Below are 25233 nucleotides of genomic sequence, written 5' to 3'. Positions count from 1 at the left end.
CAACTTTAGTTGACAAGCATCACTAGCCTGGGCGGCCTCAAAGGGGTTCATTGCCAACTGGTTGAGGAAAAAGCGGCATTGGTTGAATAGGTTTGAGAATCAAAACAAGGCTCGGTATCTTTCGATGAAATTCAAAACAAGCAAATGCCAAAATCTGCCACAGTAAAATCGTATCTCTCTCATTTGGCTTTCTGGCTCGGATTCCTGGCCTTTTACCTTTTTGTGCTCAACGGCCCTTTCACATTTGAAAAGGCACTCATACAAAGCGTGATCAATCTCAGCATCATCATCCCGCTTGCATATTTTAACATGGTCGTGCTTACTCCCAAATATGTAGGCAGTCAGTCAAAAACTGCTTCCGCCTTGTTGATTATCCTTCTCATTATGGTTGGCGCTTCCATCCTCACATTCTTTCATCAGGTCAATCTGCTGGATGCCTACAAGCCCGACGGCTTTGTCGAAGGAGCAAGGGGATTCAGGGGGCCGGCGCCGGATGAAAACATGCGAATGCCAGATACTGAGAATGACGGTTCCTGGTCCCTGAGAGGACGAGGCAGGCCTGGTGCTTTCGGTATGTTTATGTGGTTTCCGATGTTCGTTCAAACTGGAACTGTTATTTTGCTAACCACCATTTACAAAGTGACCCAAATTGCCAGCGAAAGGCAAAGAGAAACCCTGATGCTGAGAAGTGAGAAGCTCGATTCTGAGCTGAGATTCCTCAAGTCACAAATCAACCCACACTTTCTTTTCAATGCGATGAACAATATTTATACGCTGTCACTACTAAAGTCAGACAAAACACCGGAAGTAGTGCTGAAGCTTTCAGATATGCTGAAATACAATATTTACGAGAGTGAAAACAAAGACCGTGTGCCAGTATCCAAAGAGGTCGCATATATCAACAACTACATCGCCATTTACATTCTCAAAGACAATGGCATCAAGGACAATATAAAGTTCGAATACGATCCGTCCGAAGATGTTGACATTGCCCCAATGCTGCTTATTCCGTTTGTCGAAAACGCCTTCAAGCACAGCAATATTGAAGATGCAACTAAGGGGAGAATCAGCATTGACCTGAAGGTGGAAGCCGGGCTGCTCACCTTCCAATGCCAAAACAGCCTTTCGGCAAACAAGAAATCGAAAGACAAAGAGGGTGGTATTGGCATCACAAACGTAAAAAGAAGGCTTGAGCTTATTTACCCGGGAAGACACGAGTTGAAAACTCAGGAGACCCCCTCCGGGTTTACTGTCGAGATGAAAATATTAATATCATGAGCCCTTCAACGAAAATTCGATGCATCATAGTAGACGATGAAGAGTTGGCCAGGGCGCTCATCAAAGAATATGTGTCCAAAATCCCGACCCTGGAGCTTGTGGGTTCATTCAAAAGCCCACTGGAGGCAATAGAACTGCTGCAAAGCACTTCCGTCGATCTTATGTTTCTCGACATCCAAATGCCAGATCTTACCGGCATCCAGTTGCTGAAGTCACTGGAGAAAAAGCCGGTGGTGATCTTTACTACTGCCTACCCGGAATATGCGCTTGAGGGATATGAACTTGATGTGGTCGATTATCTGGTGAAGCCTGTAAGCATTGAACGATTCCTGCACGGCGTTAACAAAGCCACAAAGATCCTCCACAATAAAACGGATAATTCAGGCACAACCAATCAACCGGATTTCATTGTAGTACACGCTGACCACAAGATATACAGGCTGCTACTGGCCGACATCCTTTACATTGAAGGGTTGAGAGAGTATGTATCCTACTTTACTGCCGATGGCAAAAGAATCATAGCCCTTGAGTCGCTAAAAAAGCTGGAAGAAATACTCCCCTCCCACATGTTTATGCGGGTGCACAAGTCATACATTGTGCCTATTAACCGGGTGCGGGTCATCGAGGGCAATATGGTGATGATCGAGAAAAAGGGTATTCCCATCGGTGCCAGCTACAAGGAAGCTACGCTCAAAGCCCTTATGCCAGGCTAGCCTTACTCAGGCAGCGCAAACGCCAAATACTCATCGTCAATCATCGCAGTATTAAGCCTTACTCATCCCTCTTAAAAAACCTGATAAACTCAGACGTCTCGCCATCAATTTGCATCAGGTAAAGGCCTTCTTTAAGAAACGAGACATCCAGCTCTGTCATTTGATCCATTGAAGAGATCGTACGTAGTGTATTGCCGCTTAAGTCTCTTATCACCAGATTCTTTTTACCACCTCTGTTAGTATTAACGTTTATCACGCCTGTTGATGGGTTTGGATATAAATGACTGCGGGTTTCATCACGCACACCAAGTGCTACTCCTCTTATTACCAGGTTATTGGATCTTATAGAAGTGTAGGTGGTATTGTTCCTTGAGCTATTAGCCTGCTCTATTGCTCTATTGGAAATAGGCATGTTTAGCACGATTTCCAGGACGTACTGATAGACTTTGTCAGGCTCAACCTCCAAATCAGTAAAGGAATTATTTGAAGAAGACAGTGAAGTCAAAAGCGTTTTTTCAGCACTTCCCTCTCCTTTATAAAGGTTGATAGTAGAATAGTCAACTCCTATGTACTGGTTCCACGAAAGGTTAACGCTGTTATCAAGGCCAATACTACTTGTGAGGTGCAGCGTTTTGTGAAACTCACCAAGACTCCCCTCAGTGCCGCAATTGTCCAGAACTCCTATTTTATACTTATAGGATTGCGTTCTTGCATCAGACTCACTGTCAACAAACTCGGTTGCACCCGCACTTTCAACAAACCCAATTTGTTCATACTCTCCTGCAATGCTTGTTTCTCTATAAACCAGGAACTTACTCACATTATAGGATTCGGATGCATCCCAAACAACTTTGTTCCTGATTCCAGTCTCATCCGAAGTTACCAGTCCAATGGTTGGTTGATAAACCGCTTTGGTACCCAGCTCAATCGTTGCAGAAGCCGAGTGCCCATTTGAGTCGGTAACGGTTACATCATAACTTCCTGCAGAAAGCCCAACCAGATCCTCTTCAGTACTTCCGTTGGACCATACAATTGACAAAGGGGGAGCAGCATCCGAAATTACCAAATCAATCTCGCCGTCACTATCCTCATCGCAAAATGGTTCCGAAAGAGCTGTTGTCAGTGTCACATCATTTATATTATTGACTGCAATGGCAAGCTGAGCTTCTGTACTCAAGCCACCGGCATCGGTCGACTTGATACGGACGGTGTAATTGCTCTTGGTTTCAAAATCAAATTTCTCTTTCGCCAATAACTGATTTGACGCAATTAGAAAAGATGCGTTGTCGTTGGCTTCACTATCTTCGACAAAGGCGTACACAAAAGTGTCGGCGGCATCAACGTCCGCAGTAGCAAGCGTTGCCACAAGGCTACCAATAGGCAGGTTTTCATCAATGGCCGACGTCGACAACGATACACCTGTCGGAGCTTCATTGACATTGCTCACCGAAATACTCACCAGCCTTGGTTCGCTTACATTGACTCCATCGGAAACCGTTAGCTCCAGCGCATAAGTTGGCCGTGCTTCGTAGTTGAGCTTTGTGCCATCGGCCACAGTCAACAAGCCGCTTTCAGGGTTAACAGCAAACGCTCCGTCAATATTACCCTGGCTTATAGTCCAGCTTTTTAATATGGTATTTGCGTTTCCCCCGGCAGCCTGTACTTGCATCACTTCGGTGCCATTGGTGCTGTTTTCCGAAATAATACCTTCCTGATCCGCAGTGATAACAGGCGGATCGTTCACATCCTGAATAGTGATAACTACTGTTGCCTCGCCGCTTGTTAGCGTGCCATCGGTAACAGTCACTCCAATTTCCATTGTCGGAGTAGTTTCAAAGTCGAGCTGATTACCATCAGCGACAGAAATTTGTCCGGTTGCAGCGTCTATAGAAAACGCTCCATTTTCGTTGCCACTGGAAATCTGCCAATTGCTCAGGACAGCTCCAGCGTCTTCATCTGTTGCAGTTATCAAGGTTACTTCAGTCCCGGCCGGGCTGTTCTCATCCACAGTGCCGGCCTGTTCGGCGGCAATGACGGGAGCCTCATTTTTATCTACAATTGTTATGTTTAGAAAACCTTCAAAACCGACCGTCGTCCCATCGCTCACCGTTATCCCAATAAGGAAGGAAGACACTTCTTCAAAATTAAGCTTTGCCTGATCAGCGACAGTAATGATGCCCGTTTCGGCATCAATAGCAAATGCTTCCGAATCGTTGCCACTGGTGATCGTCCAATTTTCAAATAGGGTGTCACCATCCTGATCCGATGCCGCAACCGCAATTACTTCAGCTCCATTCTCCGTATTTTCGTCTAACGAGACACTCTGGTCTGCATCAATCACCGGCCCATCATTTATATTGTTCACATTAATGGTGACGGATTCTTCAGCACTGGTTTGATTGTCGTCGGTGGCTGTAATTGTAAGCTCATAGGAAGCACTGGTTTCGAAGTCCAATTTGGACGCATCTGCCACTTTTATCACCCCACGGTCGGTAATCGAAAATGCACCACTTTCATTCCCCGATGTGATTTCAAACTGCATGCCTATCGGCGGGATATAAGTCGGCGTCGTCAGGTTAGCAGTCGTTTCCGTGCCAAGCTCTCCATAGTCATTTCTCCCCCAAGCCCAAAGTGACCCATCTTCCTTAATAGCAAAACTCTCTCCGATCGCAACCCAATCGGTGTCAGTTCCTATCTGCACAGGTAAGTCCCTGTCAATGGTGGTGCCATCCCCCACCTGCCCCTGATCGTTTTTACCCCAGGCCCATAAAGTTCCATCTGATTTCAAAGCAATGGCCCTACCACCGTTACCGGACCAATCATAATATTCAACATCTTCCCAATCACTGTCAACTCCCACCTGCGTTACTGTATTCCCCAATCTAAATAGTCGGCCATCCTCTTTTATGGCATAACCCAAGTACTCATCGATAGCTACTATTCTCCAATCTGAGTCAGATCCTACCTGAGTTGGAACATTGACGTCATCACTACCAGGCGCTAAACCAAGCCCTAGATTATCTCCATAAAATGCACCCCACGACCAGAGGGTTCCATCAGATCTCAACGCATAATTTACCCAAATCTCAGAATCAATAAATTCCCAGTCCGTGTCCGTTCCTAATTGAACTGGTATCCTACTACTAAAATAGGTCAAACCCATTCCTGATTCTCCTCTGCCAGTATTTCCCCAAAACCACAAAGATCCGTCATCTTTAATTCCAAACTGACAGGTGTATCCCCCAACCATACTAACCCAATCATTGTCTTCTGTTACTCTTACCGCAGTAAAAAATGTATTAGACTCATAGTCTGTATTTGTGTTTTCTTCTCCATAATACTCGACGCCCCAGGCAAATACTTCTCCGTTTGTCTTTGTCCCGACCGCAAAACCTACGCCCTGATCCACCGATTGCCAGTTATTTTCAGTGCCAACTTTTGTAGGTATCAGTGTTTCTACATTCGTCCCAATCCCAGAGACTCCATCAAAATTGTAACCCCATGACCAAAGGGATCCGTCTGTCTTCAGGAGATGAGTGGTTTGGTTGGTGCTAGTGATTTGATTGATATAACTGTGGGTTATCTTCACTGACCCAACCTCAACTCCTTCATCTGAGTTTTCGTCAATGGTCAATATTTGATCAGGTTTAATAACAGGCTGGGAAAACGCTGTTAAGGCAAGGCTCATCAAAAATGCGGCTATTGCTAATCTATTTTTCATATTATTTCCATCGTAGATTGGATACTTGTGATAAAAATAGCACCCAAATAACTAATAGCAACAAAAATTACTAAGGATTATCCTACAACGGACCAATAATTAAAATATGGAAAAGAAAAAAACTCTACGGTATTACTCCGGCAGCGCAAACGCCACGTATTCATCTCCCGACCTGGCACCGATTTTACCACCACCGCAGGCGATCACAACGTATTGCTTGCCATCCACCATGTAAACTGCCGGAGTAGCAAAGCCCGACGCTGGCAGGTCGGCCTCCCAGAGGACTTCACCAGTGACCTTATCGAATGCTCTGATCTTTTCATCCTTGGTAGCTGCAATAAATATCAGGCCGCCTTTGGTGGAAACCGGCCCTCCATAGTTTTCGGTGCCTGTCGGCGGAATACCCTTTTCAGTCAATTCTTTCAGCTCGCCGAGGGTCTTCTTCCAAAGTAGCTTACCGGTATTGAGGTCAACGGCGTTCAGTGTTCCCCACGGTGGTGTAATGCCAGGGTATCCGTTTTCGTCTATAAAGCGATTGTAACCAGTCATCCTGTAGGGAATCTCGGGTGTTCTGCCCTCAATTTCATTGCCAGCTACTTCAGGCACGGCCTCTTTGTCTTCCAAATCGAGCACAAATGCCAGCAATGCCTCCATTTCTCCATCAGGAATTTGCTTGAAGGCTGGCATCATATTTTTGCCTGTTGAAATCAAAGTTGACAGCTGTGCTTTGTTGTATCGTTGGTTCAAGTCAACCAGCGACGGATAAGCAGCCCCGTTGCCCTTTCTTTCGGGCCCGTGACACGACATGCAATACTTGTTGTACACACCCTGGCCAATGCCTTTCAAAGAAGAGCCGCCGGTGTTGCTGGCGGGAGCCTCCACCATGTGCAACGCCCAGGGCATTTCGCTCGAATTCACATACAAGATGCCCGACTCGGGATCCACCGAAGCACCGCCCCATTCACCGCCGCCATCATAGCCTGGGAAAATCCACGATCCCTCTTTGCTCGGAGGCGTAAACGCCTCACTGTATTTTACTGTCTTAAATTTCTCCAGCAGGTATGCATGAGCTTCTGGCGTGGTGCCATACACATCAGCTTCAGTGAACGATTGCCTGGCAAAAGGCTCCGGCAAGGTGGGGACAGGCTGCGTTGGCCATGGAGCTTCGCCATCAAGCGCAAAGGTAGGTACTGGCACCTCCTCAATCGGAAAGATCGGTTCCCCGGTTTCCCTTTCCAGAAGAAATACATAACCATGCTTGGTAATCTGCGCCACGGCGTCCACCATTTTGCCTTCATGATTGACAGTGGTAAGGATAGGATTGGTAGCCAGGTCCCTGTCCCATAAGTCATGGTGCACCACCTGATAATGCCAGATGTATTTGCCCGTGCCAGCTTCCAGCGCTATAACGCAGTTGGCAAACAGGTTCTCGCCCTTGCGAAAACCTCCGTAAAAATCTGGATTGGCCGTACCTGTCGACACAAAAACGATGCCCCGCTCTTCGTCGAGCGACATACCCGACCAGTCGTTCGCTCCGCCTATTTTTTTCCAGGCGTCGGGGTCTTCCCAGGTGTCGTAGCCTTTTTCGCCAGGATGAGGAATCGTATGAAAGATCCACTTCCGCTCCCCGGTTCTGACATCAAAAGCCCTGATATGCCCGGGCAGGGCATCAGGCCCTTCAGAAAGCCTCATGCCCATAATGATCAGGTCGTTGAAAATAACCCCGGGTGTGGTGCCAGAGGCGTACGTTTTGCTGATATCCAAGTCGGTGTCAAGCTGCTCTCTAAGGTCGATATGCCCACCTTGCCCAAAGCTTTTCACCAGCTCACCCGTCTCTGTATTGACGGCATACAGGTTCTCTGCAATGCTGTAATAAATTCGGCTATCGCTACCAGCTTCATCCGCCCAGTACATCACTCCCCGGTTCACCGCAAACCAAAACCTGTCCTCGGTTAGCTGCTCCCTGGTCTCCTTGAAAGGATCAAAAACCCACTTTTCTGCACCTGTAGCGGCGTCCAGGGCAAATAACTTTGACTCTGCTGAAGTACCATACAGCACCCCGCCCACAACGATTGGATTGCATTGGATTTGCGACCGGTTTTTGGGGTCCTTGTCTCCCGTACTGTAGCGCCAGGCCTCCTGTAGCTTACTTACATTTTGCTTGTTGATTTGATCATTCGAAGAATACCTTTCACCCATTTTGGATCCGGCGTAGGCGGGCCAGCCACTGTAGTCGCCGGAAGCTTTTTCACACGATGAAAAAAGAAAGGAAAGGAGAATACATGAAGCAAAACAGTTTGCAAAGGAACGGGGAGTTGTCATTGTCAGTAGGTTTCAGCCAAAAATTTAGCTCAAAAAAAACCTAAGCACAACTAATACTATTTAATCCTCCCCGGCAGGCCGCTGCACAGCCCGGTATTGCTCAATAAACCCTGCCAGCTGTTCTACCTCCAGCTTCTTGGCAATGATCTTTTTATTTTTATTGAGGATATAAACCTGCGGCGTGGTTCTTACATTGTAGTCTCTGCGCATATTGCTTCTGTAGTAAGGGTCAGCGGCATTGATCCAATCGAGCTCATACTCATACACAAACCGGCGCCACTCTTCAATATCAGTGGCTATGCAGATGCCCATCACTTCCACTCCACTGTCTTTCAGGCGATGGTATTCTTCCAAAAGCACTGGCGTTGACTTCTTGCAGTGCCCACAGTTTGGGTCATAAAAAAAGAGAATGGTAAACTCGGCCTTTACCTGACTCAGGTTGATGGGTGACAGCAAGGTGTCCAACAATTGAAGGGAGGGCGCTTGCTTTCCGACAAGGTTGGGACTCACAAACTCTACTTCCTCCGCCAATTTCTCTTTGTCTTCTTTACTCAACCAGTCTGCCTTATCTGTCAGGTAGTACTTTTCTGCCAGGTTCACCATCACACCATCCATCCCCATGATTTTGGACTCCTGGTATTTTTTAAACAGCGTCACCAGCCAAAACCTGAACGCATCGGGCTGATCAAGCACTTTGGTCATTATTTTGTCGACATACACATTGATGGTGTCCGGATGCTGAATCACCACTTTGTCCAGGAAATGAATAACCGGCGACTTCAACACAGGTGTTCTGAGCAGTCCCGAATCATCGAAATCAATGCTTTCAAAGTACTTCGTTTTGTAGTACTCGTACTTTAGCCTTCCCCTTTCCAGGTCGTCGGTCACGTCGTTATACTCAGGTATGCCAGGCACGTCAGGCAAGGCCATCAAGCGTACAAACTTGGCAACAAATGAATCGGGATACTTGGCAATAAGGTTTTGCCTGAAGTCATTGAGTTTCTCATTTACCTGCTTGTCTTCTTCAAAAATAGCCGTAGAGTCAGCTGCTGTTGAAGCCTGCTCCAGCTTCTTTCTTATGGCCTGCTTCTGGGTTTGGAGCTCCACCATCCCCATTTGAAACTCTTTGAACACAAGATTCTCGAGCGACGATGTCACTTCCATGGTTCGGAAGGCACCCTCCTTGGTCGTCTTCAGGCTGAACTTCTGCTCTTTCACAATCAGCTCCAGAAAGTAATTAGGGGTGTAAAGAAAGTAGATGCCTGTAGGCAACTCCTTCGCTCCGGTAAAACGGTAAACCCCAGGAGCAGTTGCCCGGGTAGTGTCAGTCAGAAACCGCTGATCGCCGAACACATAGCCCAGATAGGCCACGCTGTCCTGCATACCTTCCACAGTTATTTTTATATCATACCCCTGACCAAACGTTTTTATGCTTAGCCCTAAAAAAATAAGAGCGGTGAATGTGAATCTTATAAGGATTTTACTCATAGTAAGTTACTAAACGCCAAACCAAAGGTAATGAGCAATCCAAAGTTTAAAAACGTTTAATTCTATTTACATTTGAGTTCTCCCTTAAAAAATATCTGAAATCAATACTTTTCCTTCGCTCTATGGAAGTCAAACAACAGCTTTTGCAAACGTGCATTGACCATGTGAAGTCAAGAATTGACACAGCCAATAGTGCTATTGCCGAGGCCAGGGAGGCCGCCAATTCGGAAACGAAAAGCAGCGCCGGCGACAAATACGAAACCGGGCGAGCCATGATGCAGCAGGAAATAGAAAAAAATGCCACACAGGCAGGTGAAGCCCAAAAGCTATTGCAGGTGCTAAAATCGATTGATCCATCCAAAGCTCCCGGCACTGTCCAGTTGGGAAGCATGGTCAAAACATCACTCGGGCACTATTACTTTGCTGCCAGCCTGGGCAAAGTATCGCTTAATGGAAAAGACTACTTTGTGATTTCTCCCGGCTCGCCACTGGGCCAGGCATTTTTCGGGAAGAAGCAAGGTGACAAGGTCACTTTTTTAGGGCAAATGCATGTTATTGAAGAGTTAAGCTAGGCTATTCCTTGCGCAGCCTTGTGCGCCATACGCCTTTCATTGCCCTGCCAAAGAAATCTTTAACCAGGAGTACATAAAGCAGCCCGGTCATGCACCAGAGCACCATCAGGTTGAACCAGAAGGTATCAATTCGGTAGCCCAAAAAGATTTTCACCGGGGCATAAAAATGTGCTCTTCCCAGGTTAGACTCGGGTTCCATTAGTACCGGATCCTTCTTTTGAATCAGCTGGTCGGCTCCATAATAGAGCACCTTAATTTCATTCCTATTCAATAAGATGTCTGACAGTGCCTCGTTGAAGGATGATTTTTTAAGAATCAAAATCTCATCCTTTCCGATCTTTCGGGACAATCCATTGTAAATACCCTCTTGCTCATTGGCGGCATCTTCCATTTTAACGGTGAATGCCCTCGTCAGCGATTCAAGGTAACTCAATACATTTTTCCCGATATTTTGCGTAAAACTCTTCGGTGTCAGGTTATTAGCAAACGTAAAAGGCTGCATCTCTGCCTTTTTCCCCAGCCCGTCCAGTTCGTTTCGGAGGATATCGAGTCTGGCCTCAAAGCTTTCCGATTCCTTGTTCTCATCCTGCATCAGAGAGTTGGTGATGACTTCCAGTTCCGGAATTTTAAATGAGATATTGAATGAAGCAGCACTGATCTTTTTCTCCGCTTCAAAGAAATGCTTCTCATAAGCATTCTCCTTGAACTGGGCTACCGCAATGGCCTCATACGCCCACCTTGACGCCATCACATCTCCGATAAATGGCACATAGACCCTGTTGGTAAGCGATTTGTGAAGGTCATCGAACTTGATCATGGCCCCTCCCAGTAGCAGCTGCGGCACCAGTATGAAAGGAATCAGAATATAAATGGTGATCACCGAGTTGAAAGCGGACGATATGGTCAACCCCACAAGGTTGGCAAAGCAAGCCGTAGAGAAAAGCAGCAGCCAGTAGTAGAGAGAAAGGCCATGAATTTCCAGGATAAAATTGCCTATGACCACAAATGTCAGCATTTGAAAAGCCGACAATGTGAATAGAAAGCTCACCTTGGAATTAATATAGCTGAAACGACTAAGGTTCAGAAACGACTCCCGCTCAATAATCTTTCGGTCTTTGAAAATCTCCTCTGCACTCACCGACATCCCAATAAACAAGGAAACCACCACCGCCATAAAAAGATACACCGGCAGGTTCTTGTTCTCCGCCAGGTTATACTCAAGTCCGCTTGAATACTTAGAAAAATATCCGAGGATAAACGCCAGCACAGGAGCCTCCAGCAAGTTGATAAGGATATACTGCCTGTTGGCCACCTTCGACAGGACATTGCGCTTGCTGTAAATCAAGAACTGCTTGAGCGAACTGGGCAGCCTGAAATTCGATTTGGGAATGGACGTGTCGTGACGCAACTGAGGAACGAACGGCTCAATCTTCTCTTTGTACTTGTGAAACCAATCGCTGGGTTTGATTTTCCTTTCTGATGTAGGTCGACCGTCGTCATCAATGGTTTTAGTTTCAACGATCTGAAGAATCTGCTCGGGAATTACATTGCCACAATGCGGGCACTCGCTTTCGGTGGCGTTTACCTGAGTGCTCTCACTTTTGAAATAGACGACGGCATCAATGGGGTTGCCATTGTAGATGGGGAAACCACCCCTGTCCAGCATCCACAGCTTATCAAAAAGCTTGTAAATATCCGACGAAGGCTGGTGAATAATCACGATAACAAGCTTTCCTTTGCGGGTCAGGTCTTTAAGCAGCCACATCACCTTTTCAGAGTCCATAGAGGAAAGGCCGGAGGTTGGCTCATCCACATATAATAACGCTGGCTCACGCAGCAGCTCAAGGGCAATGTTCAGTCTCTTTCGTTGCCCACCTGAAATAGATTTGTTCAAAGGATCGCCAACCCGAAGGTCTCTGATCTCATACAAGTCGAGCTCGTGGAGCACTTTGTCAACGGTTTCCTCAAGTTGCTCTTTGCTAAACTCGCTGAAGCACATCTGCGCATTGAAGAAAAGGTTTTGGTATACGGTGAGCTCCTCAAACAGCAGGTCGTCCTGCGGCACAAAGCCTATCATTCCATAACGGGCGGCATTTTCCATGCTGAAGCCGTTCAGGGTCACTCTCCCCTCGGTCGGCTCAATTTTGCCATTCAGCAGGTTCAGTAGTGTCGACTTTCCTACCCCACTGCCACCCATTACGCCCACCAGCGTACCCGACTCCTCCGAAAAGTTGAAGGGATGGATACCATTGTCGCTGTTTTTAAATTGGAAGGTAAGGTTCCTCCCGGTCAGGACAATGTGTCCCCTCTTGTGGTCTTCAAGGAACTTTTTGGTGATTTCAGTTTCGTAAATCGGCTTGATCGTCTTGCCTTTGATTATGGAGCCGGGCTTAAGCTGATACGACTTACTTTTGACAATTTTGTTGCTTTCTACATAGAGGTTGAGGGGGCCGTCGTATCGGAAAAAGAAGGTGTTGATGCTGGCAATATGAAGCACAAGTATCTTCCCAAACATGTTTTCCACCCGCATGTGATGAAACTCAGTGGCCCCGGCCACTTTCTTCTTTTTCATCATCCAGGCTATGTCATCCGACCATTCGGTGGCACGGTTGTCAATCACCAGCCCCCGCTGGGTGTCCATGCCTTTACCATCTTTGTTGAGGACAAAAGCCTTGATGTCATTTACTTCTTTGCTGGGTATGCTGAAATTCATACCAACCAGCATAACAAACTGCTCCTCCCGGTCGGTTACTTTGCCGTCTGCAAAAATGAGCTCCAGAAGCTGGAGAAATACAATGATGCGTTCGTGCTGAAGAAGCTCCTGATTGAGCTGGTTACAAATTTTGGTAACCTGAAGAATACTCTCTACATCGGTGGCAAGCAGCGCCTCTTCATCGCCTGAGCGAGGCTGACTTCGGTGAAAAGAGAGGTAATTATTGTAGAGATCAAGATATGCTTGAGTTAGCTCCTCATTGTTTAGGCTCCTGTTAAGATAAGGCTTAATCACTAATTGAACCGAGTCAAACTGATCGTCCTCTTTGACACTCTCAATGATGGCGAACAGATGCATTAAAGCATTTACAATCGACTCGGTCATAGCCGGGGAATAGGAACTAACTCAAGCAATTAAATTATGGTGTAACGATCTGCGTACGGATTGATTCGATGGCTACCTGCAAGTCATCAAATTGCTCAGCAGTTAGCTTATCACCCACCTTGCTGTATGCGTCCTTGATTCCCTGAAGAGCAGGAAGTACCTTCTGAACATTCTCGTCGTCAGAAAATTCGCCAAGTAGGTCAACCAGCTTTGACACTTGTGACTTTTGGCCGCCAATAACGTCCAACAGCTTTTGGTCATAGCCGCTGCTGATAACCAGGTTTGATGAGATGTACAACCCCTCCACCACACTACCAGCAAGCACTAGCAGCGAAGTTCTCTCTTGTGAACTGCGGTTAAGGAAAGTATAGGTGTCGTAGAAAGCCTCAGTGATAATATTGATCAGTGAGTCCTTGTTCTGAAGATTGTTTTCCACACGACGAGCCATGTCCATGCTAAAGCCAGAAGAGATATTGAGGCTTTGGATCAGCTTTCTTGAAGCATTGAGGAAATCCATTGTCTCTTGCTGACGGTTATAGGTACTGGCGTAGCTCAAGTCAGCACCGTAAACACCAAGGTTCACTGCCTTGCTATATGCAGTAACATACTGGTCAGCGTTTTCAGCATCATTGGTTATTCCCAACACAAATCCTGCCTGGGCATCCTGAAGCATTTTAGTTACTTCGAAAGAGGTAGGAATTGGGTAGTTAAATTCTTTTTCAACTTTGTCAACGGCGGTTTCCTTAGTGGCTTCTTCAGCAGATGCAGCCTTTTTGTCGCCTGAGCTACAGGAAACAACGAACGGAATTACTGCAAGCAAAAGAAGTGATTTCAGGTTTTTCATAGTTATTAGTTTTTGGTCTTATCTAGAAGGCTTGAATTTATCGGATTATTTGAACAAATCTAAATGTTTAGTTTGAATTACATCTACTAAACCACAGATGGCTTATATTGTAGATCAGCTTTGTGTTCCTCAAATCTTAAGTGCGCTAAATTAATTCAATGATCAATAATCCCAACTATCCTCTTCGCAGTCTTGGGCTTTTTATTTTACCGTTGGTCGTTTGCCTCGCACTCATGAGGAGTGTTTCACTGCCCAACGAAAAGGCTCTACAGCCCTACAAAAGCCTGATTATAGCCCTCGAGTTTGTGCATTCGTCAGCGGATGTGGTCAACACACTGGAAGTATTGGACAAAGAAGAAATTTTGGGGCTGGACAGAGTAAATTATTTCGACTTCGTTTTCATGGCCGTTTACAGTTCTTTCTTGTCGCTTTTTATTTATAAACTCGGCGCTATCTCCAACCAACCTGTAGTAAAAAGCATGGCCTGGGCAGGCCTTCTGATATTCACCAGCGACCTGTTAGAAAACATCATGATGCTCCGCATCACCTCCGGGTACCTGGATGGTGGAATGAGCTTTAGCCCCTACACCAATTTCCTGCCTCTATTCACCTGGGCAAAGTGGGGACTACTGGCTCTAGTCTTTGCATGGCTCGGCACCCTTCTTATCCAAAAGGGCCCTCTTTCGAAAGTGCTCTCACTCATTCTTTTCCTCCCGGCCATTCTTTTGGCCCTTGTTGTTGTCGATTATTCTAGCTGGGTCAACAGGTTTACCACCTCTATATTTTTGGGCTTCATAATCCTCCTTATCTTTGCCGTTTGCTACAGAAAAACCGAACGATACCAAGGGTAGCCAAGTCGATCCACAAGCATGCTAAACAAGGGCACAACAAAAACAAGCAGCAATCATGCATTTTACCAAACCGGCAGGTCATCGGCCTCTGGTAATCATGAGCTTCTGGAAGATATTCGCCCGTTTAGCAAAGCAGATTTTGGCAATGACTTCACATGGGGGGTGGCCACGGCTGCTTTTCAAACTGAAGGTGCCTGGAACCTGGATGGTAAAGGCGAGTCGGTGTGGGATCGGTTCACTCACACCAAAGGCAAAATCAAAACAGGCGACCATGCCAACATAGCCACCGACTTTTACCATCGCTACGAGCAAGACATTGATCTGGTGAAGCTGATGGGGTTCGAGTCTTTCAGGTTTTCGATTGCATGGCCAAGATTGTTACCCAAAGGCACTGGCCACATCAATAGCAAAGGCATCGACTTTTACCACCGGGTGATTGACTACTGCCTGGAGAATGGCATTACGCCCTGGATCACCCTCTATCACTGGGACTTGCCGCAGGCACTGCAAGACCAAGGGGGATGGACCAACCGGGATATTATTGGGTGGTTCACCGAGTATGTTGACCTGGTAACCAGGCAATATGGCGACAAAGTACACAACTGGATGGTGCTCAACGAGCCCATGGCCTTCACCGGTCTTGGCTATATGGCCGGCTATCATGCGCCTGGCGTAAAAGGGCTGGACTCGTTTCTCAGTGCAGCCCATCACACCACGATGTGCCAGGCTGAGGGTGGGCGGGTTGTTCGCTACAATGTGCCTCATGCCAACATAGGCACTACTTATTCCTGCTCCCACGTTGACCCCATAGACAAACTGCCCTGGAACGTGGACGCTGCCAACAGAATGGACGCCGTTTTCAACAGGCTGTATGTGGAGCCAGGGCTCGGGCTGGGTTACCCAACCAAAGCAGTTCCTATCCTCAGGCGGATAGAAAAATTCATGAAAGCTGGGGATGAAGAAAAGCTCCCGTTTGAGTTCGACTTCATTGGCATTCAGAACTACTTCCGCATCGTTTCCAAATACTCCCTGTTTTCGCTCGGCCTCTTTGCCAAAGAAGTGCCGGCCACAAAGCGGAATGTAGAAATGAACTCGATGAATTTCGAAATCTTCCCTGAAGGCATTTACCACATGCTCAAGCGCTTTGGCAGCTACGACGGCATCAAAAAATTAGTGGTGACGGAAAATGGCGTTTGCCTGCCTGACCAGCTAAGCAACGGAGCAGTGAACGACTACCGCCGCATCAAGTTCTTTGAAGAATACCTGCTGCAAGTGCTACGTGCGAAAAAAGAAGGCATTGACGTTGACGGTTATTTTGTGTGGACCCTCACCGACAATTTCGAATGGAGTGAAGGCTACGAGCCTCGCTTCGGGCTTGTGCATGTCGACTACGAAACGCAACAACGCACGGTGAAAGACTCGGGTTGGTGGTGGAAGGAATTGCTGACCGCCGGGTAAACCTACCACAATATTGATTACCTTTAAGTAATCAATTAAGCCCTAAAAGCAATGGAAACGAAAGTGCCTATTCGTATTGTGAAAAGGACAGGACGATGGCAATCTATCATATTGGCTAAGCCTATCGGAGGTAGAGCGAATGGTAGCGTTAGAAAAGACAAGGCAGGAAGTTAATCTTCGTTTGTATGGAGCTGAGCAAGAATTTCAAAGAGTTCCTAGGGTTATTGAACGTTCACCAAAAAAGCAAAAGTATCAGCTTGAATAAAAAAGAAAAAGGCCCAAGCGAGATGCATTGAACCAGTTTTTCTTTTTTATTCAAGCCACTAATATTCAACACTTCACAAAGAGGCTTTCTTTCGGGTAAATTAGCCGAACCAGTTCCACTTTGGCACTGTGAATTCCCCGGCGTTTTTTACCTTTGATCATGAAAAACATTGCCCTGCTCCTTCTCACATTCGTTTTACTAAGCTGCGCCCAGCCGACTACTGAAGCCCCAAACCCTTCGAGCGCCTATTTTGATATGGTAAGACCAGAAGTAACCGGCGACCTGGCTTACGAAACTACTGCCTACGTGGAGCAGTTTTGGCGACTGGCTGGCAACGCAGGCTTCGACTCCAGCATCTACAGAATTGTTTCTGAATTGCAGAAAGCAGGCTATTTAACAGAAGAAACTGCAAACGACGGTGACAGGCTCGTTTACCGCATAGAGAAAAGGGCACTGGCCAAACCCACCTGGGAACCAGTGAACGGGGAATTGTCTATCAAAGGAGCCGACAGCCCACTGCTTAGCTTCGCCACCAACAGAAACATGCTGCCCATCTACTCCACCAGCACCCCTGAAGCTGGCATTAGTGGTGAGGTGGTTTTTATTGAAGATATTGAGGCAATTGCAGCCGGAAGCTTAAAAGGAAAAATTGCCCTGGCAGATACCAATCCCCGGCAGGCATTCGAGCAGGCCGTTCAAAAAGGCGGGGCCCTGGCCTTATTGACCTACAATAACCCCGACTACCTCCAGCCTGAGAAAAACGCCACGTCCATACAGTTCAGAAGCATCCCTTATCAGGAAGGCAAAGATGCCTGGTGCGTAGCTCTGTCGTGGGAGGCAAGGGAGAAGCTGAAGAATGCTATGGCTAAGGGAAAGGTGGAACTGAACGTGAAGATTGAAACAAAGATTTATCCTTCCGAAGAGCTCACAGTGGTGGCCAATGTGAGAGGTTCGCAAGTGCCCGATGAAAGGCTGGTATTCAGCGCCCATGTGCAGGAGCCCGGCGCCAACGACAACGCCTCAGGTACGGGCACGCAGGTCGAAATGGCCGCCGTCACAGCCAGGCTTGTCATCAACGGAAGCTTCGACCCCAAACGAACCATTACGTTTCTGTGGGGCGACGAAATCGTTTCGACCAGGCGCTACATTGAAGAAGACTCCCTAAGGGCTTCGAACATCAAATGGGGCATCAGCCTAGATATGGTCGGGGAAAACACGATTGTAACCGGTGGTTCTTTCCTCATAGAAAAAATGCCTGACCCCAGTGCTATCTGGACACGAGGCAACGACAAACATACCGAGTGGGGAGCTGGCGACGTGACCCTGGCCGACATGAAACCTCACTACTTCAACGACTTCATATTTAACCGGTTTGTGGAACAAGGAGCCCATGCCAGCTGGCGGGTGAGCTACAACCCATTCGAAGGTGGAAGCGACCACGTGCCTTTTTTGGAAGCCAACATTCCGGGTTTGCTGCTTTGGCATTTCACCGACCAGTTTTATCACACCGACAACGACCGGCTCGACAAAGTATCGAAAGAGACAGAGCGAAATGTTGCCACCGCTGCGCTGGCTTCAGCTTTCACACTTGTTAACGCCGATCACCAAACCGCTCTGGCGACTATCGGCGAAATAAAAAAAACAGCCACCGACAGGCTGAATGCCGAAGCCGAGCTGAGCAAGAGCGCCATTAAGCAGGGTTCTCCTGCCTCAGAACAAACCCAAATCATCAGCGCCTGGGCCGACTGGTACGTAAAGGCCCTGGGTAGTGTAAAAGACATGGAAGTGGGTGGCTCCAGTGGGGAGACTATCAAAACCATTGAAGCTTCACAAAAAGAAATTCAGCAGCTTTCAGGAGAAATAATCGGGCAACTGCGTTAGTTGGCAAGATATTGGCACAGACAGGCGCTGAGAGAATAACTGAACCAATACTTCGTTCAGTTAAAAGTATTAGCTAGCCATGTCCAAACTATTTATCCCATTACTTTTCCTGGCTGTTTCAGTCCAGGCACAGAAATATTCCACAGCCCTCGGCGTCCGATTTGGCAACGAACACTATGGCATCACAGCCAAGCAGAAGCTGCTTTCCAAAACGACGCTCGAAGGCATTTTTGCAGCTTACCCCAGCCAGTACAGCAGCACGCTACTTATTGAACAACATTTTCCATTGATTGGCAAAGGCTTCAATATATACACCGGAGTCGGCATGCATTTGGGCGAACAAAAAGAACAGGGAAACTACTATGGCTACGACGCCATACTCGGTGCCGAAATGAAGCTCCCAGGGCTACCCATTGTCATTTCGGCTGACATCAAGCCAGCCTATGAAGTCAATCACTCCGATTGGTTCACTTTTTCGACAGGCCTTTCCGCTCATTACATCATCGCCAAAGACACCAAAAAGAAAAGGCAGAAAGCCAGGGAAAAGAGAAAACGGAAAAAGGAACGGCAGAAACACAGAGAGGAAAAAGATGAGTCAGGAGACGAGTCAGGCCTCCTGAAGTTCAACCTTTTCAAGAAAGGCTGACAGACTATTCTTTTTTTGCAGCCAGCCCCCTGTATTTCACCATCATGTTGATCCAGATACTTCTGGAAAAGCGGTAGTTGAACGGCAACAAACCTACAACTATCGTGACAATGGCCGCCATCATCATGGTGAGCGTCACCTCGTCAACAATCAAAGCAAGGATCACCCAAACAGCCACAAAAATAACCGAATTGATGCCATAGCTAACGAACATGGCTCCGTAGTAGTAGCCAGGCTCTGGCTCAAACGACTGGTTGCAGACGGAGCACACCTTGTACATATGAGTGAACTTCGAAAAACTGAAATGATTGCTCCCGGGAAACAAATCACCTTCATGGCACCGGGGACATTTCATTTTGGTGATGGCATAAAACTTTGATCCTTTCTCACTCATGGGGTACCTCCTTAAATATATTGACGCAAAGTTACGAATTGGTAGGTGACAGGGAAGGAAATTTCGTCCTAGTGGTAAGTCAAACATGAGAATCGCCTGCCCCATTGACCAACTATTCTTTTTCCCCTTTGATGATCTTTAACTAATATAGACCCGCATTATTTATTCGATACTACATATACTTGCCTACAAACTATTTTACTGATGAAAACAACCTCCCTTCTAAGCCTCAGCTATCTGCTTTTAATCTTGCTGATAGTCTCTTCCTGCGGCGGCGAAACAAAAAAAGAAAACAACGATATTTCCACCGATGAAGCAGTAATAGCAGCTGGTCAGGCCACCTTCGAGATGACCTGCGGGGCTTGCCACAATTTTATGCAGGCAGGCATTGGGCCCCAGCTGGGAGGGCTCACCAAAGAAGTATCGGCAGACTGGATCAAAAAATTCATCAAGAATCCACAGGAGATGATCGACTCGGGCGACGAAAGATCCGTGGCGCTTTTCAAAAAATTTAATTCCTACATGCCCTCGTTCTCCTACTTATCCGATGAACAAATTGATCAGGTGATTGCCTACATCAATACCAAAGAAGCTCCTGTGTTTAGCGGAGGTGCGGACAAAGGAGAAGCGCTGGAAAATCCTATCCCCGACACCATCCCAACATCGGACATAGTCGTGGAAATGAAGGAAATAACAGGGCTCCCTGCGTCAAGCGACAAGCAGCCGATTAACAGGATGACCAAAATGGATCAGCTGCCTGGCACCAAAAGAAACTTCGTGGTGGATTTGAATGGCAGGTTGTATGAAATGGTGAACGGGCAACCAAAGCTGTACATAGACATGGCTGAGCTAATGCCAAACTTCATCAGGCAGCCCGGCCTGGCCACCGGATTCGGCAGCTTCGCCTTCCACCCTGAGTTCAGCACAAATGGCTTGCTCTACACCACCCACACCGAGCCCGCAGGCACCAAACCAGCCGACTTTGCCTACGCTGATTCTATTCCGGTGAAGCTACAATGGATACTAACAGAATGGACAACCGATCCTGCCGCCAAAGCACCGTTCACTTCAACAAAACACCGTGAGCTGTTCCGCATCAACATGGTCACGCAAATTCATGGTGTGCAGGACATCCGGTTTAATCCCCTGGTGAAGAAAGGCGACCCTGACTATGGCCTGATGTATATCGGCGTTGGCGATGGTGGAGCGGCAGAAAACGGATACGCATTCATCATCGACAACCTGCAAACAGCCTGGGGCTCTATCTTCCGCATTGACCCTGCAGGCACCAACAGCAAAAATGGAAAGTATGGTATACCAGCTTCCAATCCCTTTGTGAGTGATGCCAACCCAAATACGGTGAAGGAAATTTACGCCAAAGGTTTCAGAAACCCACACAGATTAACATGGTTACAGTCGGGCGAAATGCTGGCTTCTAACATTGGGCATCACACTATTGAATCGCTCTACATGATCCAGCCGGGACGCAACTACGGCTGGCCTTACAGAGAGGGAACCTTCGTGATCGATCCGTATGACGATATGTACAAAGTATTCGCCAACACCATTGGGCCCAACGATCCCATCACTTATCCGGTGGCGCAGTACGACCACGACGAGGGCAATGCCATTTTGGGAGGGTTCGAATACCTGGGATCGGATGTGCCTGCTTTGAAAGGAAAATATGTATTTGGCGATATTGTGCAGGGCTGGCTGGCGTATGTCAACATCAGCGACCTGAAGCTCGGGCAGCTAGCGACGATCAAAAAGTGGCAAGTGAGCATGAATGGGAAGCCAGTGAACTTCAAAGACATTTGCGACTGCAAAAAAGTAGATTTACGACTGGGCACCGACGGCGACGGCGAACTATACATTTTCACCAAAACAGACGGCAAAGCCTACAAGCTGGTGGGCTCAAAGCCGATGTGATCTTAATTTAGAATTCGATACACCGTTAATGCCATCTTTTATTAGCGAGGTTTCTGATTCGAGCAGCGCCCAACCAGGAGGGAGGGCGAAAAATGGCGGCCGGGTGCGTGTAATTGGCCAGTGCGTTAATTTTTCAATGATTTTTGGTTACTTTTCATCTAGGAAAAGTAACAGCCCGTCCGGCTTGAGGACAAAAAGAAACTTTAGACAACCTATGCTGCTTGATAGTATAAAGCTAACCTAGATGGCAGTAACTTATTCCGATCCCATATGAGCACTGTCTTCCGAAAAAGCATCCAAACAACAAGTATCCTTATAACAATTTTGACGTTTATGGATTCTTGCAAACCAGAAACAAAACAAACGACGGAAAAACAACCCCAACCCACCGTCACGCCGCTCGCCTCCGACTTCGTTTTCGGCGACCACCGTGACTTTGCCCAGGCCCACGCCTCCACCCTCGTGCGCACCAACGACGGCAATTTCCTCGTAGCCTGGTTTGGCGGCACCCACGAAAAGCACGACGACGTAGGCATTTGGCTGACCAAAGGCAACGCAGGCAGCTTCTCAAGGCCTGTTGAAGTCGCCAAAATTCGTGAAGACGCCCATTGGAACCCGGTGCTTTTCAAGGAAGCTTCCGGAAGCATCATCCTCTACTTCAAAGTAGGCAAAACCATCGACAACTGGGAAACCTGGTGGATCCGCACCACCGACAACGGCGAAAGCTGGTCGGAACCCGCTGAGCTGGTGGCTGGCGACAAAGGAGGCCGGGGCCCGGTGAGAAACAAGCCCATCACCCTGGCAGACGGCACCCTGCTGTCGGGCTCGTCAAAGGAAACCAACAGGGTGTGGGACGCTTTTGTGGATCGCAGCACCGACAACGGACAAACATGGACGAAATCTGAGTTTCTGCCCCTCGACAGAACAGCCATCGAAGGCGAGGGCATCATTCAACCTACTTTGTGGGAATCCGCTCCGGGCAAGGTGCACATGCTGCTGAGGAGCTCGGCTGGTGCCATCTGCCGCAGCGATTCGGAAGACGGTGGTGTGACCTGGTCGCCGGTGTACAAAACAGAGCTACCCAATCCCAATAGCGGCATCGACGTGGTGAAGCTGCCCGGTGGCACACTGGCCCTGGCCTTCAACAATACGTCCGGCAACTGGGGTTCACGGTCGCCGCTCTCACTCGGCGTTTCGACCGACAACGGCCTCACCTGGCCCACCATTGTAGATATCGACAAAGGCACGGAAGAAGAGGAGTTCTCCTACCCCGCCATCATCCAGTACGGCGACACCGTGGCTGTTACCTACACCTGGAAACGCCAGAAGATTGCATTTAAGAGCTTTTTGGTAAACAACTAAAGAGGTTCTCTCTACCTCCCTGCTGATGCAACCCCTTGAGCTAAACAGGTTACTCTATGCGTCCCTGCCGATGTAACCTCTTTAGTTTGTGGGGAATCGTTCTCGAAGTAAAGAGGTTACACTTTCTCTGGGGCAGAGTAACTTCTTTAATTGCGACGGCTTGAACTAAAGAGGTTACTCTATGCGTCCCTACAGATGTAACCTCTTTAGTCAGTAACGAATCGTTTCCTGAAGGTTAAAGAGGTTACGACTTTCTCTGGGGCAGAGTAACCTCTTTAATGGTAACGGCTTGAACTAAAGAGGTTACTCTCTACGTCCCTGCAGTTGTAACCTCTTTAGTCAGTAACCGATCATTCTTAAAGATCAAAGAGGTTACACTTTCTCTGAGGCTAGAGTAACCTCTTTAATCTTTCTACTCGAAAACCTCAATACTATTCAGCTCGGGGCCGCCACCACGATTGCCTGAGCCGGCCACTGTGTAGATCTTGCCTTTTACGTTCACAGCGCCAGTACCATGGCGCCCCTTGTTGAGCATCGGAAGGATCTCCCACTGCATGGTTTGCGTGTTGAAAGCTTCCACGTTCGCATGCGACTCTTCCTGGGCATCGCTTTCACCCCCTATAATCAGTACCTTTTTGCCCAACACCACCGACGAAGCCCCTGCCCTTTTCGTCGGCAGGTTCTGCGCCTCACTAAGCGTCGACCACTGGCCTGTTTTGAAGTCATACACATCCACTGCCGGCTCGGTAAGGTTAAGCACCTGCTGAATTTTGGCTGTTGAGCGACGACCTCCAGCGAGGTAGAGCTTGTCGCCTACCACAGAAGCGCCCACGTGGTCACGGATGTGCGGCGCATCAGCCAACCTCCTCCATCTGTTGGTCTTTGGGTCGTACTCGTCGAACCAGGCATTCGTACCATCCCAGTGGCCATCTGTTTCTCCGCAAATGATGTAAATCTTGTTTTTGTACACGAAAGCCCCCGCTGCACCCCTCCGACGATCTTCGGGGATCGACGGACCTTTGCGCCATTCGTTCTTTTCGAGGTTAAAAATATACACATCAGGAATAGGCACCTCATGAGGATAGCCTCCTGTGAAAGCGCCTATCACCCACATTTCTCCTTTGTAGGTGATAGCCTGAAAATGGCTCATCTCCAGGGGAGTTTCCACATGTTTTGTCCAGGTGTTGGTTTTTATATCAAAAGACTCCACCGGCTTCACGCCTCTGCCACCCACCAGCACCAGCTTATTGTCAATAGCGGTGAGTGAGTTCTCGTGGCGATTGGTACACTCGTTGGTAGGTGTCACTTTTTGCCAGCTTTGCGCCAGGGCACAGGTGGTTGAAAGTGCTACTATTACTACAAAGGCAAGGGTCGTTTTCATAACCAGGGAAATTATTTGTTTAGCGTTTCAGATAACGGTTCAAAAGTAAAGATACAAGATTGAAGCTATGCTTTGCCAGAGAAAGAGGGAAGAAGGGTGAGATTCTTGGGTCAGCAGCCCAGGCCTGTCATGAGACAGGTTGGAATTGGATAGTGGGCTGTCGGGGGACACAGCCCTTGGGCTCAAACTTTATTCCTCCTCTTGCAACTTATTCCCAAGCTCCCCGGCCTGTCCCCTGACAGGTCGGAAGCGTTCGGAGAAGGGCCGTCGGGGGACAGCCCAGGGATAGACGTTTTAAGACTTATTGGCATCCCATTTTCTTGGGCGAGCATTTTTCACCGGGAAATCCACCAATGTTCGTGAAGTAAGAAAATAACGCTGCGTGCTCTTCTCTCATATTTATGCTGGCCCGCCCAATCATTTTGTACTCCCCATTGCGATAGCCTTCAATATAATAGGCCGTTCCATCGCTTACGGGCTGTGGATTTAGCGACTCAAATGGTTGATTCCAAAACAGTGAGTCCATAGCTTTCTCCAAATCCGGCCAACTAAGCCTCGAAATAGTAAAGTCTCCTATTACAACGACTTCTTTGTCTGGAAAATGAATTCTTCCTGCCACGGAATCGCCTTTTGCATAAAGCCTTTCTGACCAGCCTGGAGTAAACGGTGGGTAGGTTGTTAATCGATACCCGTCCACGGAGGTGTTATCAATTGGATCAACATTCAAGTAATTCCATTGTTTCTCAATTTGGTTGAAGTACATTTCCCAGTCCTGCGGATAGCTTTGAGAAGCAACGGACTCCCAGTATTCTCTTTCAATTTGAAAATTTTGTGTAGTCAGAGAGGGGCAGACACAAGAAGCCATTTTCTGACTCTCTAATGGTGTAAGCGTGGGTGAGCATGCCCACAAAAAACTAGAAAAAAATACCAAGCATCTCACTTCTTTCATTTCAAACCTTGATCCTACATAAATTTAAATCAAATTCGTTCAAAAACTATTCCCCACCAATTGCTGTTACTCATTCACCAAA

General features: G+C 47.6%; 17 protein-coding genes. 9 read left to right on the top strand and 8 right to left on the bottom strand.

Features of this window, described 5'->3' with window-relative positions:
- The first annotated feature begins 144 nt into the window (after window positions 1-144).
- The gene (locus RIF36_RS04155; RefSeq protein WP_350119632.1) at window positions 145-1278 is read left to right on the top strand and encodes a sensor histidine kinase; all 1134 of its coding nucleotides are present in this window, start codon (window positions 145-147) and stop codon (window positions 1276-1278) included.
- Complete coding sequence (locus RIF36_RS04150) at window positions 1275-1991, top strand: LytR/AlgR family response regulator transcription factor (RefSeq protein WP_350119635.1); 717 nt, start codon at window positions 1275-1277, stop codon at window positions 1989-1991. Before RIF36_RS04155 ends, RIF36_RS04150 begins: the two co-directional genes overlap by 4 nt.
- Window positions 1992-2049: 58 nt before the next feature.
- Here the strand turns inward: RIF36_RS04150 and RIF36_RS04145 are convergent, their stop codons facing one another.
- From RIF36_RS04145 to RIF36_RS04135, 3 genes are all read right to left on the bottom strand, one after another.
- Window positions 2050-5712, bottom strand: a complete 3663-nt coding sequence (locus tag RIF36_RS04145) for a cadherin domain-containing protein (protein ID WP_350119638.1) — start codon at window positions 5710-5712, stop codon at window positions 2050-2052.
- A gap of 132 nt (window positions 5713-5844) precedes the next feature.
- Window positions 5845-8034, bottom strand: a complete 2190-nt coding sequence (locus tag RIF36_RS04140; protein WP_350119641.1) for an outer membrane protein assembly factor BamB family protein — start codon at window positions 8032-8034, stop codon at window positions 5845-5847.
- 60 nt (window positions 8035-8094) lie between these two features.
- Complete coding sequence (locus tag RIF36_RS04135) at window positions 8095-9522, bottom strand: redoxin domain-containing protein (protein ID WP_350119647.1); 1428 nt, start codon at window positions 9520-9522, stop codon at window positions 8095-8097.
- 122 nt (window positions 9523-9644) lie between these two features.
- On the opposite strand from RIF36_RS04135, the gene RIF36_RS04130 reads away from it, so the two are divergent.
- Window positions 9645-10094 carry a 3-oxoacyl-ACP synthase gene (locus RIF36_RS04130; RefSeq protein ID WP_350119650.1) on the top strand — a complete coding sequence of 150 codons (450 nt, stop codon included), beginning with the start codon at window positions 9645-9647 and terminating at the stop codon, window positions 10092-10094.
- A gap of 1 nt (window position 10095) precedes the next feature.
- Here the strand turns inward: RIF36_RS04130 and RIF36_RS04125 are convergent, their stop codons facing one another.
- Entirely contained in the window at window positions 10096-13191 is a 3096-nt protein-coding gene (locus RIF36_RS04125) for an ATP-binding cassette domain-containing protein (protein WP_350119653.1), read from the bottom strand.
- Window positions 13192-13225: 34 nt separating this feature from the next.
- Complete coding sequence (locus RIF36_RS04120; RefSeq protein WP_350095437.1) at window positions 13226-14035, bottom strand: hypothetical protein; 810 nt, start codon at window positions 14033-14035, stop codon at window positions 13226-13228.
- Between the two features lie 158 nt (window positions 14036-14193).
- On the opposite strand from RIF36_RS04120, the gene RIF36_RS04115 reads away from it, so the two are divergent.
- The 4 genes from RIF36_RS04115 (at window position 14194) to RIF36_RS04100 (ending at window position 19136) form a co-directional block, all read left to right on the top strand.
- On the top strand, window positions 14194-14886 hold the full coding sequence (locus tag RIF36_RS04115) for a hypothetical protein (protein WP_350119656.1): 693 nt from the start codon (window positions 14194-14196) through the stop codon (window positions 14884-14886).
- Between the two features lie 18 nt (window positions 14887-14904).
- Window positions 14905-16344 carry a GH1 family beta-glucosidase gene (locus tag RIF36_RS04110; RefSeq protein ID WP_350119659.1) on the top strand — a complete coding sequence of 480 codons (1440 nt, stop codon included), beginning with the start codon at window positions 14905-14907 and terminating at the stop codon, window positions 16342-16344.
- 424 nt (window positions 16345-16768) lie between these two features.
- Window positions 16769-18490, top strand: a complete 1722-nt coding sequence (locus RIF36_RS04105) for a M28 family peptidase (RefSeq protein ID WP_350119662.1) — start codon at window positions 16769-16771, stop codon at window positions 18488-18490.
- Between the two features lie 79 nt (window positions 18491-18569).
- Window positions 18570-19136 (top strand): hypothetical protein, encoded by a 567-nt coding sequence (locus RIF36_RS04100; RefSeq protein ID WP_350119665.1) that lies wholly within the window; start codon window positions 18570-18572, stop codon window positions 19134-19136.
- A gap of 4 nt (window positions 19137-19140) precedes the next feature.
- Here RIF36_RS04100 and RIF36_RS04095 read toward each other — a convergent pair whose 3' ends face one another.
- On the bottom strand, window positions 19141-19530 hold the full coding sequence (locus RIF36_RS04095; RefSeq protein ID WP_350119668.1) for a DUF983 domain-containing protein: 390 nt from the start codon (window positions 19528-19530) through the stop codon (window positions 19141-19143).
- A gap of 204 nt (window positions 19531-19734) precedes the next feature.
- Here RIF36_RS04095 and RIF36_RS04090 point away from each other — a divergent pair, with 204 nt between their 5' ends.
- Together RIF36_RS04090 and RIF36_RS04085 are read left to right on the top strand one after the other, a co-directional pair.
- Window positions 19735-21459 (top strand): PQQ-dependent sugar dehydrogenase, encoded by a 1725-nt coding sequence (locus RIF36_RS04090; protein ID WP_350119671.1) that lies wholly within the window; start codon window positions 19735-19737, stop codon window positions 21457-21459.
- Window positions 21460-21792: 333 nt separating this feature from the next.
- Window positions 21793-22821 (top strand): sialidase family protein, encoded by a 1029-nt coding sequence (locus RIF36_RS04085; protein WP_350119674.1) that lies wholly within the window; start codon window positions 21793-21795, stop codon window positions 22819-22821.
- A 412-nt stretch (window positions 22822-23233) separates the two neighbouring features.
- Here RIF36_RS04085 and RIF36_RS04080 read toward each other — a convergent pair whose 3' ends face one another.
- Both RIF36_RS04080 and RIF36_RS04075 read right to left on the bottom strand, forming a co-directional pair.
- Window positions 23234-24202, bottom strand: a complete 969-nt coding sequence (locus RIF36_RS04080; RefSeq protein WP_350119677.1) for a Kelch repeat-containing protein — start codon at window positions 24200-24202, stop codon at window positions 23234-23236.
- 301 nt (window positions 24203-24503) lie between these two features.
- Entirely contained in the window at window positions 24504-25151 is a 648-nt protein-coding gene (locus tag RIF36_RS04075; RefSeq protein ID WP_350119680.1) for a hypothetical protein, read from the bottom strand.
- Window positions 25152-25233: the final 82 nt, after the last annotated feature.

It is taken from the genome of Imperialibacter sp., assembly GCF_040222815.1.
GTDB lineage: Bacteria > Bacteroidota > Bacteroidia > Cytophagales > Cyclobacteriaceae > Imperialibacter.
The sequence above is the reverse complement of the archived record's forward strand: the minus strand, read 5'-3'. Positions and strand labels throughout refer to the sequence as shown.

Coding starts and splice junctions, on each gene's coding strand:
- RIF36_RS04155 (WP_350119632.1), top strand. CDS start 145: ATGCCAAAATCTGCCACAGTAAAATCGTATCTCTCTCATTTGGCTTTC.
- RIF36_RS04150 (WP_350119635.1), top strand. CDS start 1,275: ATGAGCCCTTCAACGAAAATTCGATGCATCATAGTAGACGATGAAGAG.
- RIF36_RS04145 (WP_350119638.1), bottom strand. CDS start 5,712: ATGAAAAATAGATTAGCAATAGCCGCATTTTTGATGAGCCTTGCCTTA.
- RIF36_RS04140 (WP_350119641.1), bottom strand. CDS start 8,034: ATGACAACTCCCCGTTCCTTTGCAAACTGTTTTGCTTCATGTATTCTC.
- RIF36_RS04135 (WP_350119647.1), bottom strand. CDS start 9,522: ATGAGTAAAATCCTTATAAGATTCACATTCACCGCTCTTATTTTTTTA.
- RIF36_RS04130 (WP_350119650.1), top strand. CDS start 9,645: ATGGAAGTCAAACAACAGCTTTTGCAAACGTGCATTGACCATGTGAAG.
- RIF36_RS04125 (WP_350119653.1), bottom strand. CDS start 13,191: ATGACCGAGTCGATTGTAAATGCTTTAATGCATCTGTTCGCCATCATT.
- RIF36_RS04120 (WP_350095437.1), bottom strand. CDS start 14,035: ATGAAAAACCTGAAATCACTTCTTTTGCTTGCAGTAATTCCGTTCGTT.
- RIF36_RS04115 (WP_350119656.1), top strand. CDS start 14,194: ATGATCAATAATCCCAACTATCCTCTTCGCAGTCTTGGGCTTTTTATT.
- RIF36_RS04110 (WP_350119659.1), top strand. CDS start 14,905: ATGCTAAACAAGGGCACAACAAAAACAAGCAGCAATCATGCATTTTAC.
- RIF36_RS04105 (WP_350119662.1), top strand. CDS start 16,769: ATGAAAAACATTGCCCTGCTCCTTCTCACATTCGTTTTACTAAGCTGC.
- RIF36_RS04100 (WP_350119665.1), top strand. CDS start 18,570: ATGTCCAAACTATTTATCCCATTACTTTTCCTGGCTGTTTCAGTCCAG.
- RIF36_RS04095 (WP_350119668.1), bottom strand. CDS start 19,530: ATGAGTGAGAAAGGATCAAAGTTTTATGCCATCACCAAAATGAAATGT.
- RIF36_RS04090 (WP_350119671.1), top strand. CDS start 19,735: ATGAAAACAACCTCCCTTCTAAGCCTCAGCTATCTGCTTTTAATCTTG.
- RIF36_RS04085 (WP_350119674.1), top strand. CDS start 21,793: ATGGATTCTTGCAAACCAGAAACAAAACAAACGACGGAAAAACAACCC.
- RIF36_RS04080 (WP_350119677.1), bottom strand. CDS start 24,202: ATGAAAACGACCCTTGCCTTTGTAGTAATAGTAGCACTTTCAACCACC.
- RIF36_RS04075 (WP_350119680.1), bottom strand. CDS start 25,151: ATGAAAGAAGTGAGATGCTTGGTATTTTTTTCTAGTTTTTTGTGGGCA.